Source organism: Brevundimonas nasdae, from assembly GCF_019395145.1.
GTDB classification, from domain to species: Bacteria; Pseudomonadota; Alphaproteobacteria; order Caulobacterales; family Caulobacteraceae; genus Brevundimonas; species Brevundimonas nasdae.
In genome coordinates, this window is record NZ_CP080034.1 from 853,943 (window position 1) to 867,356 (window position 13,414).

Sequence of the window (13,414 nt, forward strand, 5' to 3'; positions counted from 1 at the left end):
GACAATCCTGACTGGAAATGTAGAAATCCTTGTGTGGTCCACTTGGTGTTGGTGTCAATACCGCTGATGGATGGATTGGTATTGTCCAAGGGGAGAGCGATGATGCGGCATATGAATAGACTGGCAGGCTTGGCGACGCGTGCGAGCGGCGCGGCTATTCTGGCGGTTCTGTCCTTGGGGGGCGCTTCGGCGCACGCGAGCGAGGCGGCGCTTATGCCCTTGCCGGTGTCAGCGACGGTGAATGCGGCTGAGGGTCAGGCGCTGGCGATTACAGGGCGGTTCGCGGTTCGTTTCGAAGGCTTTTCGGATGCGCGGCTGCAGCGCGCCGTTTCGCGTTTCCAGACTGACATCAATGCGCTGACGGGCGCTGCCCCGACAAGCGACGGACCGGCCCTGGTGATTGCGGTGTCGGCGGATCCGGCGGCAGGCACGCTTGAGGCTAAGGAAGCCTATTCGCTGAAGGTCACGGAAGGCGGCGTGCATTTGACGGCTGCCGGGCAGGATGGTGTTCTGCGTGGCCTGGCGACGCTGCGCCAACTGGTTCAGCCGCAAGGTGCAGGTTTTGTCCTGCCTTACGCGCAGATCGAGGATTCGCCCCGTTTCCCCTGGCGCGGCCTGATGGTCGACACGGCCCGTCACTTTGTCGAGCTGGACACGTTGAAGCGCCAGATCGACGCCATGGAGCGCGTGAAGCTGAACGTGCTTCACTTCCACTTTAGCGACAACGAAGGCTTCCGCATCGAGAGCCTGCGCTATCCGCGTCTGACCGAGGTGGGCGCGCGTGGTCAGTACTATACGCAGGACCAGGTGCGGGAGCTGGTCGCCTATGCGGCGGATCGGGGGGTGCGCGTGGTGCCCGAGATCGACTTCCCGGCTCACACGGGGGCGATCATGATGTCCTATCCGGAACTGGCGGCCATGCCGGTGGATCCGAATAATCGTCTGGCCATGTTCGGTGCAGCGGTCGATCCGACCAAGCCGACGACATACGCCTTCATCAAGGGCCTGCTAGAAGAGATGTCGGCTCTTTTCCCTGACGTTTATTTCCATGTCGGCGGTGACGAGGTTGAGGCAACCGCCTGGAACAGAAACCCGGACATCGTCGCCTTCATGGCTGACAAGGGTTACGCCGACACGGTCGCTCTTCAGGATCACTTCTTCAAGGAAGTGAACGACATCGTGCGTGGGCTGGGCAAAACGACCATGGGTTGGGAGGAGGTGGCCGATCAGCCCATCGACGACAGTGTCGTAGTGCAGGCCTGGAGAAGTTCGGAAGCGGTGTCTCACATCACGGGCCAGAACAACCGTGCGGTCGTCTCCGCCGGTTATTATCTGGATCTGCTCTGGGCGGGGGTTGATCACTATTCGCGAGACCCCTTGGATGTGGATGCCACGCCCCCCGACAGCCCCGAAAAAATAATCGGTCCCAAGCCGGAGCACCCCCTGTCGGCGGATCAGAAAAATCTTGTGCTGGGGGCCGAGGCGGCGCTGTGGGCGGAAACCGTGACCGATGAGATGGTCGATCACCGTTTCTGGCCGCGTGCGGCGCTGCTGGCTGAGCGTTTCTGGTCGCCTCAAACCGTCACGAATCCGCAGGACGCCATGCGCCGCGCGGTCGTGGTGCAGGAGGGGCTGCGGGTTCAGGGACTGCAGGATCAGGCGCAACGCCAACGAATGGCTGCGCGTCTGGCGCCTCATGATGTGGAGGCCGTTCTGACCTTGGCGGATGCGACAGTTCCCGTGCGGAATATGGGGCGCCTGGCTGAGGTGTTCGCGGCTCTGCGCGAGCGGCGTCCGCTGCGTCTGCCCAGCCTGACGGCGCCCGTGGATATCGCCAATGCAGACAGCCTGGACGTCTATCGGATGTCGGTCTGGGCGGACGCCCTGGCGCGCGGCGACCCGTCGGCGGCGGCGCCGCTGCGGGCGGCTCTTGAGAAATACCGCGACAATCATCCGCGCTTCGTCGCCGCGGCCCAGGGCGTCGACAGTCTGGAGCAGGCCATTCCCATTTCCGAGGAGGTCGCTCGGTTCGCCGCGACCGCGCTGGAGGCGGTGGATCTGAAGGCGCGCGGGGTTCGTCCCGTTGGAGGCTGGACGGCGAACGCACGCACCATGCTGGCGAAACAGGCCGAGGTCGTCGCCGCTTCTTCGTCCTCGATGAAGATCATTACGGGCGTGCCCCAGCCGCCAGCCTTGCTTCTGATCGGTCTGGCGCCTGTGCTGGAGATACTGGTCGACAGCTTGGATCCCCGTCCGTGAAGGCGGGGAGCGTCGCCGCCGTTCTGGTCATGGCGGCGGGGATCGCGGCTCCCGTCCAGGGGCAGGCTCAGGATGTTCCGGCTGCGCCCGTGGTTGGCATGGTGGATGATCCCTGTCCCGCCATGCCGACGAAACCGAAGTCGGTCCTCGACCTGGAGGAGGCGATGATCCGGCCCGGGCCGGCGGATCTGGCGGCCCTGCTGGCTTTGGCGCAGACGCCGGACTATCAGGCCTATTCCGCAGCCAAGGCGGCGCGCGAGGCGGACGACTGGCCCGGCCTTTGCGTCTATCGCGCGGACAATGCCGCCCTGCATGACGCTGAACTGCGGCCTGATGTCGTCATGATTGGTGATTCCATCACCGAGAATTGGGCGAGGGCGGATGCATCCTTGTTTACGGCGCGGCGCATCGCCGGGCGCGGCATAGGGGGGCAGACCAGCGCGCAGATGCTCGTGCGTTTCCGTGCCGACGTTGTGGCCCTGCAGCCGCGTCTGGTTCACATTCTGGCGGGTACGAATGATGTTGCCGGCAACGGCGGGGCGACCAGTCCCGAAGCCTGGAAGAACAACATCATGGCCATGACCGAGCTGGCTCGGGCCAATGGGATTCAGGTTGTCCTGGGAGCCGTGCCGCCAGCGGATCGGTTCTTCTGGCGTCCCGGCGTCCGGCCTGCCGCCCAGATCGTGACGTTGAATAATTGGCTGCGGGACTATGCCGCCCGTGAGGGGCTTGGTTTCATCGACTATTACGCCGTCCTCGCCAATGAACAAGGGGGACTGGATCGCGCGCTGAGTCTGGATGGCGTTCATCCGAACAGGGATGCCTACGCCATCATGGATCGGCTGTTTTTGGCGGCGGTGAATTAATACCAATTGGTCTGTAATCGACCTTTTGCATACCGCTTTGGCGTTTTCCTTGTCACGCATCCGTAATCTGAACGTTCGACGCATTTTTCTGCTTGCAGCAACTTACAAGCAGTGCTGACTATAACAGGCATGGCGAGGTCGTGAACCTCGACCGGACAAAAGCAAAATAATGCGAGGGGAACGGACAATGCGTAAATCATACGGGCGCGCGGCCTGGTTGGCGGCGACGGGCGTGGCGACGGTTCTGGCCATGGCGATGCCGGCCAGCGCGCAGGACGCCGCCGGGGCCAATGCCACCCAGTTGGGCGAAGTCGTCGTCACGGCGACGCGGCGGGCGCAGCGCCTTCAGGACGTGCCGGTGTCGGTCACCGCCGTTTCTGGCGAGACGCTGGAGAAGTCGAACTTCCGCGAGGTGTCCGATCTCCAGTATCTGGCGCCGAACGTCACCTTCTCCTCGACCAACCCCGTTGCGAACGGCGGCGGCTATCAGGTCCGCGGTGTCGGGACCCAGACGTACGACAGCGGCGTTGAGCAGACGGTGGGCCTAGTTGTTGACGGCGTAGTGATCGGCCTGCCGCGTGATCCGGGCGCCACCGGGTTCGCCGATGTCGAGCGCGTTGAGGTTCTACGCGGCCCGCAGGGCACCCTGTTCGGCAAGAACGCTTCGGCAGGCGTGATCCAGATCATCAGCCGCAATCCGCGGCTCGACGAGTTCTCCGGGGACGCCAGTCTGTCCTACGGCGAGCGCAACGAGCAGATCGCGCGGGGCGTCGTCAATATGCCGCTGAGTTCGACCCTGGCAGCTCGCATTTCGGGCTTCTATACGGCCCAGGACGGCGCGATTCCCTATGTCAATCACGGCGGCCATGTTGGTGATCGCGATAACAAGGGTGTTCGTGGCAAGTTGCTGTGGCAGCCCACGGACGACCTGTCGTTCGTATTGACCGCTGACTATCAGGAAGGCTTCGCGCGCGACTCGCCGATCATCAAGAGCCTGGGCGTTAATCCGCGCTACAATGCGCTGTTCGACGCCTACGCCGTCAAGCCTGGCGAGAACACCTTCCTGGCCTATGACGATGGCGACTGGATCGCGAACACCAAGGTTCAGGGCATTTCGCTACAGGCCAACTACAGCCTCGGCGACTACACGCTGACGTCGATCACGGCTTACCGCAAGTCAGAGATGTCGCAGCTTTCCGACATCGACCACTCCCCTCTGAACATCTTCAATTTCAGCGACGGCGGGATGGACAATGACCAGTTCACCCAGGAGTTCCGGATTGCTTCGCCTTCGGGTCAGCGTCTCGAATACGTAGCGGGTCTGTTCTACTTCAAGACCAACATCAACGGCTGGACGACCCAGAAGGGCGATTTCCTGAAATTCGTCACGGGCAATCCCCTGGCGCCTCAGGCGGTTCTGTATGGCGAGCGCCTCCAGCATTCGGCGACAGAAAGCTATGCGGCCTATGGGCAGGCGACCTATGCCCTGAACGACCAGTTCAAGCTGATTGGCGGTCTGCGCTACACCAACGACACCACGTCCGGGTCGTTGAAGGTCAATCCGGTCGCGGGCTATTTCACCTATGGCACGCTGTTGCCGTATGATGGTGAAGTCAGCGCCGACAATGTGTCGGGCCGTGCAGGCGTTCAGTACACGCCCAACCGCAACCTGATGGTCTACGGCACCTATTCCACGGGTTATAAGGGGCCGGCGATCGATTCCGTCAGCGGCGTGGTTCAGCGAGTTAAGCCCGAAACGGTTGAAAGTTATGAGGTCGGCGTCAAATCGACTCTGCTGAATGGCCGCATGATTCTGAACGGTGCCCTCTACACGGCGGACTACACCGACTTCCAAGCCCAAGCTCTGGATCTGACGTCTGCGACGCCCCGACTGGGTCTGACGAACGCCGGCCTGATGCGCTCGCGCGGGGTGGAGTTGGAGGCCAGCTTCCGTCTGATCAAGGGGCTGACCTTCGGCGGCAGTGCAGCCTACAGCGATGCGACCTACAAGGACTATAGCGGTCCCTGTTATACGGGGCAGCCGGTTTCGACCGTCGTCGGCCAGGGCTGCTATAAAGTGCCGGGCTCAGCGGACACCTTCGTGGCCAACTATGCCGGCCAGCGTCTGGCTGGGGCCCCGGAGTGGAGCTATAATCTGAACATCGCCTATGAGCGTTCTGTCGGCGCCGGTCTTCAGATCGACGCCAGCGCGAACTGGGCGTGGCGTGACGACGCCTACGCGATCACGGCCGATCCGCGCTCCGTCACTGACGCCTACGGGATGCTGAACGCCAATATCGGCTTTGGCCGCGAGGACGGCTCGTGGCGCCTGAGTCTGTATGCCCGCAACCTGTTGGACCAGATGTTCTATGGCGCATACCCCTCGCTCAGCCTGTTCAATGCTGGTGGCTACGAACGGGTGATCAGTCCTGACGCCTTCCGTACGGTCGGCATGAACCTGACGGTGGCTTTCTGATCTTCTGAGCCTGCCCTTTCTGGGGCGCGGGCCGGACAGTGTCCGGCCCGTCTTTTCTTCTTCCCGCGTTCAGGATTTTCATTCTCGGCAGGGTGAGGGCGATTCTCGATGGATGGTCGATAATCGCTTCGCTGCGATCTCAATCTGGATCCTGATGACTGTTCATCCCGGTTCAAAACGACGCAGCATTAAAGTTACAATCAAGATTGACTGTTTTTGGTCTGCTTCTTAGGATTGCAGCAGGATTTGGGGCGTAGCGGAGGGGACGGCATGACTAGGGTGAGCCGTAGAGGATTGCTGGCGGTGGGTGCAGCCACAGGGGGCGCAGTGGTGGCAACTGGGACGGCAAGAGCCGATATTCCGGCCCGCTCAGGTTTTCTGTGGGGATCGGCGGGCGCCGCCTATCAGATCGAAGGGGGCAATGTCGCCAGCGACCTGTGGGTCGTGGAGCATGTCCAGCCGACCATCTTCCGTGAGGCCTCCGGCGATGCGGTCGATGCCTATCACCGTGTTTTCGATGACATCGCTCTGGCGGCGTCGCTGGGCTTCAACGCCCATCGTTTCTCCATCGAATGGTCGCGGATCGAGCCGGAAAAGGGCCAGATCTCCCTGGCCGCCATCGCCTACTACCGCCGCGTGCTGGAGGCGATCCGCAGTCACGGAATGACGCCGGTCGTCACCTTGCACCACTTCACATCGCCGCGCTGGTTCGCCGCTGCTGGCGGATTCGAGACGCGCGACGGGATCGAGCCTTTTGTTCGATACGCCGAAATCGTCAGCCGCCATCTGGGCGACCTGTTTGGTGTTGTGGCGACCTTCAACGAGCCGAACCTGGGCGGGTTGATGAGCTGGGGCTCGCTGTCCAAGCAGATCCGCCCCATCGTCCAGGCGTCGCGCGCGTCGGCGGCGCGGGCCGTCAACTCCGACAAGTTCGCGCCGCTTGTGCTGGGTGACTTCCGCATCCAGACCCCGATCATCATTGAGGCGCATGAGCGCGCCTATGACGTCATTCGCCGCGAGACGGGCGGCCGGACGCCGGTCGGCCTGACCATCGCCGTCAATGACGAACGGGCGGGAACGCCGGACGCCGGGCTGGACGCCAAGCTTGAAGATGCGGTCCTGCCGTGGGTGCGGGCGCGGGGCGACTTCATCGGGGTGCAGAATTACACCTACGCCCTGGTCGGCAAGGATGCTGATCTGCCGAATCCCGAAGGTGTCGAACTGACCCAGATGAACTATCCCTTCGCGCCCGAGGCGCTGGAAGGGGCGATCCGTCTGGTCGCGCGCCACACCGATAAGCCGATCTACGTCACCGAGAACGGGGTTGCGACCGAGGATGACGCGCGTCGTGTCGCCTTCATCGACAGGGCGGTTCCCGCTGTCTTCGCCTGTATGCGCGACGGCATCGATGTACGGGGTTACATCCACTGGTCGTTCCTGGATAACTGGGAGTGGTTCGCTGGTTTCGGACCGAAGTTCGGACTGGTTGCGGTCGACCGCACCACGTTCGAGCGCACGCCGAAGCCGAGCGCCGCCCATCTCGGGCGGTTGGCTCGGGGCGGCCTGCCGGGAGATCTCCGACCTTGACCGAAACCAAGCCGCCGCGCCGAACTCAGGAAAGCCGCAGCGCAGAAACGCGCGCGCGTCTGCTTGAGGCCGCGATCCTGTCTCTGTATTCCCGAGGCTACGCCGCCACCACGACCATGGCGGTCGCCGCCGACGCCAAGGTCAGCCGGGGCGCCATGCTGCATCAGTTTCCCACCAAGGTGGATTTGATGCTGTTCGTGGTCGAGAGCGTCTATGCCGAGGAAATGGATCTCTATCTCGCCAAGCTGGGCGGGATCGAAGATGCGAAAGAGCGGTTGATGGCCCTGCCCGAAGTCGCCTGGGAGGTGTTGTCCCGTCCCAGCGGCGTGGCGGTGCTGGAAATCCTGCAGGGCGCGCGGAGTGACGATGAACTGGCCCGACGGCTGAAGCCGCTGCAGATCACCATCGAAAAAGATTCATTCCTGGCCATAGACCGCGTCGCCGATGCGGCCGGCGTGCCCGTGTCTCCGGTCGTCAAACGCCTGATGGTGTGGGCAGTGCGGGGCCTGTCGATCGCCGAACTGCTGGCTGAAGAACCGGGCGAAATGATCAAGTCGGTGCGGCTGTTGAGCCGGCTGCTGTCCTACGGGGTCGAAGCAGGCGGCGCAGAACTGATCGAGCCCAGCTCCGCGCAGGGCGTCTTCCGCGTACGCGGACGAGTAAAACCAAAGGAAACAAGTTCATGAAGTTGATGGGAATCCTGCTGGCGTCCACGGTCCTTGTCTCGGCGTCGCCGGTGCTGGCTCAGGCCACGGCCCGGGCCTCAGCCCAGCCGACGCAGGCCGCCGCTGCGCGCCCGTGGGCCAACACCGCCCTGTCGCCCGATGAGCGGGCGCGACTGGCGGTCGCCGCCATGACGTTGGATGAGCAGATTCAACTGCTGCGGACTCAGTCGGGCTTCGGTCTGTTGTCGCTGGGCGTGCCTCTGCCGGCTTCGATTCCCGAAAACATGCGTAAGGAAACCCCGCCCGGCGCCCTGGGTTCTGCGGGTTATGTGGCCGGTGTCGATCGCCTGGGCATTCCCGCGCAACAGATGTCGGACGCCAGCCTGGGCGTCGCCAATCTGGGCGGCATCCTGCGTCGCGGCGACGAGGCGACGGCGCTGCCCGCCAGCCTGGCCCTGGCCTCGACCTTCAACACCGAACTGGCGCGTGAGGCGGGCCGCGTCGTCGGCGCCGAGGCCTTCGCCAAGGGGTTCAACATCCAGCTGGCCGGGGGCGTCAACCTGGCGCGCGAACCGCGCAACGGCCGCAACTTCGAATATGCCGGCGAAGACCCGCTGCTGAGCGGCCTGATCATTGGCGAGACCATCGCCGGGATCCAGGACAAGCACGTCGTCTCGACCATCAAACATTACGCCCTGAACAATCAGGAGACGGGCCGTTTCGTCCACGACGCCCGCATCGAAGAGGGGGCGCTGCGCGAATCCGACCTTTTGGCCTTCGAGATCGCCAATGCGCGCGGACGGCCCGGATCGGTCATGTGCGCCTATAACAAGATCAACGGCGTCTATGCCTGCGAACACCCGTTCCTGCTGAACGATGTCCTGCGCAACGAGTGGAGCTATGCCGGTTGGGTCATGTCCGACTGGGGCGCGGTCCACAGCATGAAGACGGCGCTTGAGGCCGGTCTGGATCAGGAATCCCCGCAGGACGAAAACTATTTCGCGGGGCTGAAGGCCGCCGTCGAGTCCGGTGAGATTTCGGCCGATCGCGTGGCCCTGTCGGCGCATCGCATCCTGCGCAGCCTGTTCGCCGTCGGCGCCATCGACAATGTCGCGGTAAAGGGCGGCGCCATTGATCAGGCCGCCAATGCGGCAGTCGCCGAGCAGGTGGCCCTGCAGGGCATTGTTCTGCTGAAGAACGAGGGCGGATTGCTGCCTCTGGCGGCGACGGCCAAGAAGATCGTGGTGATCGGCGGCTTCGCGGATCGCGGCGTGCTGGCGGGCGGCGGCGGTTCGTCCCAGGTCATGCCCTATGGCGGCAGCTTCCGCGACGGACGCGGGCGTGAAGGCATCTCGGCCCTGCTGGCGCCGGTCTATGGCCTGTCGTCGCCGCTGAAGGCGTTGCAGGCGCTGCGCCCCGACGCCGACATTCAGTTCGACGACGGTTCCGACCCGGCCCGCGCGGCGGCGCTCGCCCGCGCCGCCGATGTCGCCATCGTCTTCGCCACCCGTCCCGAAGAAGAAGGGATGGACGCCGAGAACCTGCTGTTCCCGTTCGGTCAGGATGATCTGATCGCGGCCGTCGCCGGGGCCAACCCGCGCACCGTCGCCGTGCTGGAAAGCGGCAATCCGACCGCCATGCCGTGGTTGTCCAAGGTCGGGGCAGTGCTTCAGGCCTGGTATCCCGGCCAGCGCGGAGGCGAGGCCATCGCCAAGCTGCTGACCGGCGAGGTGTCGCCCTCGGGCCGTCTGCCGATGACCTTCCCCGCTTCGGTTGAACAACTGCCGCGCCCGGAAATCCCCGGCTTTGATCCGACCCAGCGCACGCCCTTTGGTCTGGGCAAGCCGGTCGCGCCGTTCGGTTTCGACATGCAGGAAGGTTCGGACGTCGGTTATCGCTGGTTCGAACGAACGGGCGCCAAGCCGCTGTTCGCCTTTGGCCACGGTCTGACCTACACCAGCTTCCGTTACGCCAATGCACGGTTCAACGGCGGCGCAGACCTCAGCGCCACCGTCACCCTGACCAATACAGGCGCCCGTGCGGGAACCGAAGTGGCCCAGCTTTATGCGGCGCCTCCCGGACGCACGCATCGTCTGGTCGGCTGGGCGCGGGTCGAGCTTCAGCCCGGCGAAAGCCGCACGGTCACAGTGTCCGCAGACCCCCGTCTGTTGGCCTCGTGGTACACGGCGGCCAGCGGCTGGCGCCGCGCAGGTGGTGAGTATCAGGTCTATATCGGCCGCGCCGCCGATGCGCCGGAAGGCCGGGCGAACGTCCGTCTGAACGCGACCAGCCAGATCGCCCGCACCGTCGCCGGAGACCAATAAGAATGAAACCGGCGCTCGTTCTGGCCCTTGTCGGCGTTCTGGGCGCCGGTCTTCCTGCCCTGGCCCATGCTGGTCAGTCGCAGCCGGTCGCCCAGGTCCAGAACGGCGCTGTGCGCGGCGTGGTTCAGGACGGCGTCGCGGCCTGGCGCGGCGTGCCCTATGCGGCGGCGCCCGTCGGTGATCTGCGTTGGCGCCCGCCCCAGCCCGTCGCGGCCTGGGCGGGGGTGCGCGACGCGGGTGCGCTTAGCCCGGACTGTATGCAGGGGCGGATGCCGAACCTGCCAGGGGTGAAGGTCACGCCGCCCGCGCCTCTGTCCGAGGACTGCCTGTATCTGAATGTCTGGCGGCCTGAACGTGTGTCGGCCCGTCAGAAACTGCCGGTTCTGGTCTGGATCCACGGCGGCGGCTTCGTGAACGGCGGGTCGTCTTCACCGGAAACCTATGGCGATCAGCTGGCCAAGCGCGGCCTGGTGGTCGTCACCTTCAACTACCGGCTGGGGCGGCTGGGCTTCTTCGGCCACCCTGGCCTGACGGCGGAACACCCTGACGAGCCCAAGGGCGATTACGGCCTGATGGATCAGATTGCGGCCCTGCGCTGGGTTCGGGCCAATATCTCAGCCTTCGGCGGCGACCCCGCCAATGTCACGGTGATGGGCGAATCTGCAGGCGGCATCTCCATCAATCTGCTGCTCGGTTCGCCGATGGGGGAGGGGCTGTTCGACCGCGCCATCATCCAGTCCGGCGCCGGGCGTGATTTCCTGGGGCGCGAACGCCGCCTGTCCGAAGACCTGGAGGGCGCGCCTTCCGCTGACAGCCTGGGCGCAGCCTTTGCAGAGCGGCTCGGCGTCACGTCCACGGGCGCCGAGGCGGTCGCAGCCCTGCGCGACCTTCCTGCCGAACGGATCAATGGCGACCTGAACATGATGACCCTGGTCGTCGCGGGCCCCCGCGCCCTCTATGCCGGGCCGGTGGTCGACGGCCGCGTCGTCGCCATGACGCCGCAGGCCCAATATCGTCAGGGGCGTCAGCGGTCGGTTCCGGTCCTGATCGGCGCCACCACGGCGGATCTCAGTCTGGAGTTCGCCAACAACAAGGACGCGACCTTCGCCAAGTTCGGCGCCGATGAAGCCGCCGCCCGCCATCTGTATGATCCCGATGGTCAGACCCCGGTCGAAGGCGTCAACCGGGCGGTAGGCAGCGACAAGAACATGGTCGAGCCAGCGCGTTTCGTGGCCCGCGCCTTCGCCGCTCAAGGCGCACCCGTCTATCAGTACCGCTTCGGCTATGTGGCCGAGGAGAAGCGGGCAGGTGCGCCCTGGGGTGCGGATCACGCCTCTGACGTGGCCTTCGCCTTTGACCGTCTGAGCGGGGTGCTGGAGCATCCGACCGCTCAGGATCAGGCGGTGGCGACGCGTCTGGCCGACTATTGGACCAACTTCGCCCGCAACGGCGATCCAAACGGTCGGGGGCTGCCGAACTGGCCGCAGTTCGAGGTCGAAACCGATCAACTGTTGTCTGTGACGCCTCGGGGCGATTTCGTCGGAGAGGCTGATCCGCTGAAAGCCCGGCTGGATTTCATGCAGGGTCGCACGGACAGCCATTGAGTTGAGGCGAGGGGAGACGCCGATATGGTCTTGAGTGTTTCGTCCAGGCGGCGGGTTCTGCAGTCCTGCGCGGCTGCCTTGTTCGTCGGGGTTCTGGCCGCGCCTGTCGCGGCGGGCGCCGAGCCGGTAGTCCGCACCCAGACGGGCCGGGTGTCCGGCGTGGTCGACGCTCAGGGCGTCGCTTCGTTCAAGGGCATTCCCTATGCGCGTCCGCCGGTCGGAGATCTGCGCTGGCGGGCGCCCCAGACGCCAGAGCACTGGCGCGGGGTGCGCAATGGCTCGCGCATGGGCGCAATCTGCATGCAGCCGGACAGCCCATCGCTGGCCGTCCAGCCGCCGATGTCGGAAGACTGTCTGACCATCAATGTCTGGCGACCTGAAAGCGCGTCGAGTGCGCGGCTGCCGGTGCTGGTGTGGATCCACGGCGGCGGTTGGGTCACTGGCAGTTCGGCGGAGCCGGAGTATGACGGTTCGGCCTTGGCAGGGCGCGGCGTGATCGTGGTGTCCTTCAATTATCGTCTTGGGCGTTTCGGCTTCTTCGCTCATCCCGAGCTCAGTCGGGCGGACGCGGATCATGGTCTGTTGGGCAACTACGGCTATATGGACCAGTTGGCGGCCCTGCGCTGGGTGCGCGACAATGTCGGCGTCTTCGGCGGCGATCCGACGCGAGTGACCCTGTTTGGGTCTTCGGCGGGCGGGGCCAGTGTTGAGGCGATGATGATGGCGCCGGAGGCGCGCGATCTGTTCTCGGCCGTGATCATTTCGTCTTCGGCTGACCCAGACATGCCGCATCTGACGCAGAAATCGGCGGGCGGCCTGCCGTCGGGCGAGGCGGCGGGGACGGGTTTTGCGCGTCTGGTTCAGGCGGAAAATCTGGCGCAACTACGCCGCCTGCCTGCCGCGCGACTGCTGGAGCAGGCGGCTTTTCCGAACATGCGGCCTGACTTGTTTTCCGGGCCCATGATAGACGGCCGTCTAGTGACCGAGGCTCCCGGCTCTGCCTTCGCTGCAGGACGCGTCGCCCGCGTGCCGCTGTTGGGCGGGGCGCAGGATGGCGAGTTGCTGGGCGTGCTTCAGTCGCCCAACGCCGACGCCATGTCCGCCCTTCTGGCCAGCCGCCTGCCCGCTGGAACCTTTGACCGGCTGCGGCCTCTGTATGATCCGCAAGGGACGGCTCGGGTTGCGCGCGTGCGGTTGGACATGCTTGGGGACCGGCTGTTCGTCGCCCATGGCCGCGAGACGGTGCGGGCCATGCAGCGGCTGGGCCTGCCGGCTTGGGAGTATCGCTTCGCCCATGTGGCCGAGGCGCATCGCGGTGACTGGATCGGGGCGGGACATGGTTCCAACGGGGGTTATGCCTTTGATCGTCTGGACGCCATGCCCAAGGATGCTGGACCGTTCTCGGCTGCTGATCACAGGATCGCCCGAGCCTATGCGGACGTCATCGTCAACTTCGTCAAGCGCCACGATCCGAACGGGCCGACGACGCCGACATGGCCTCAACAACAGCCGAACGATCAGATCATGTGGATCGGCGAGGACGGGCTGAAACTGATGGTCGACCCGTGGCGCAGCCGTCTGGACGCCATGGGCAGCGTCACCGGCGTTCGCGCGAATTGAAACGGGCGGATCG

Annotated in this window: 8 protein-coding genes; all 8 read left to right on the top strand. The window is 64.7% G+C overall.

Going from position 1 to position 13,414, the window contains the following annotated elements; genetic code table 11:
- Positions 1 to 111 precede the first annotated feature (111 nt).
- The 8 genes from KWG56_RS04200 (at position 112) to KWG56_RS04235 (ending at position 13,401) form a co-directional block, all read left to right on the top strand.
- Positions 112 to 2,259, top strand: a complete 2,148-nt coding sequence (locus tag KWG56_RS04200; RefSeq protein ID WP_219353845.1) for a beta-N-acetylhexosaminidase — start codon at positions 112 to 114, stop codon at positions 2,257 to 2,259.
- Positions 2,256 to 3,125, top strand: a complete 870-nt coding sequence (locus KWG56_RS04205) for a GDSL-type esterase/lipase family protein (RefSeq protein WP_244999627.1) — start codon at positions 2,256 to 2,258, stop codon at positions 3,123 to 3,125. The genes KWG56_RS04200 and KWG56_RS04205 overlap by 4 nt, the downstream gene beginning before the upstream one ends.
- A 187-nt stretch (positions 3,126 to 3,312) precedes the next feature.
- The gene (locus tag KWG56_RS04210; RefSeq protein WP_219353846.1) at positions 3,313 to 5,601 is read left to right on the top strand and encodes a TonB-dependent receptor; all 2,289 of its coding nucleotides are present in this window, start codon (positions 3,313 to 3,315) and stop codon (positions 5,599 to 5,601) included.
- A 330-nt stretch (positions 5,602 to 5,931) separates the two neighbouring features.
- Complete coding sequence (locus tag KWG56_RS04215) at positions 5,932 to 7,188, top strand: glycoside hydrolase family 1 protein (protein ID WP_244999628.1); 1,257 nt, start codon at positions 5,932 to 5,934, stop codon at positions 7,186 to 7,188.
- Positions 7,185 to 7,874 (top strand): TetR/AcrR family transcriptional regulator, encoded by a 690-nt coding sequence (locus tag KWG56_RS04220; protein WP_219353847.1) that lies wholly within the window; start codon positions 7,185 to 7,187, stop codon positions 7,872 to 7,874. The genes KWG56_RS04215 and KWG56_RS04220 overlap by 4 nt, the downstream gene beginning before the upstream one ends.
- Complete coding sequence (locus KWG56_RS04225) at positions 7,871 to 10,177, top strand: beta-glucosidase family protein (RefSeq protein ID WP_219353848.1); 2,307 nt, start codon at positions 7,871 to 7,873, stop codon at positions 10,175 to 10,177. Before KWG56_RS04220 ends, KWG56_RS04225 begins: the two co-directional genes overlap by 4 nt.
- Before the next feature lie 2 nt (positions 10,178 to 10,179).
- Positions 10,180 to 11,781, top strand: coding sequence for a carboxylesterase/lipase family protein (locus tag KWG56_RS04230; protein ID WP_219353849.1), 1,602 nt, complete (start codon positions 10,180 to 10,182; stop codon positions 11,779 to 11,781).
- A 24-nt stretch (positions 11,782 to 11,805) separates the two neighbouring features.
- Positions 11,806 to 13,401 carry a carboxylesterase/lipase family protein gene (locus KWG56_RS04235; protein WP_219353850.1) on the top strand — a complete coding sequence of 532 codons (1,596 nt, stop codon included), beginning with the start codon at positions 11,806 to 11,808 and terminating at the stop codon, positions 13,399 to 13,401.
- The last annotated feature ends 13 nt before the right edge of the window (positions 13,402 to 13,414 follow it).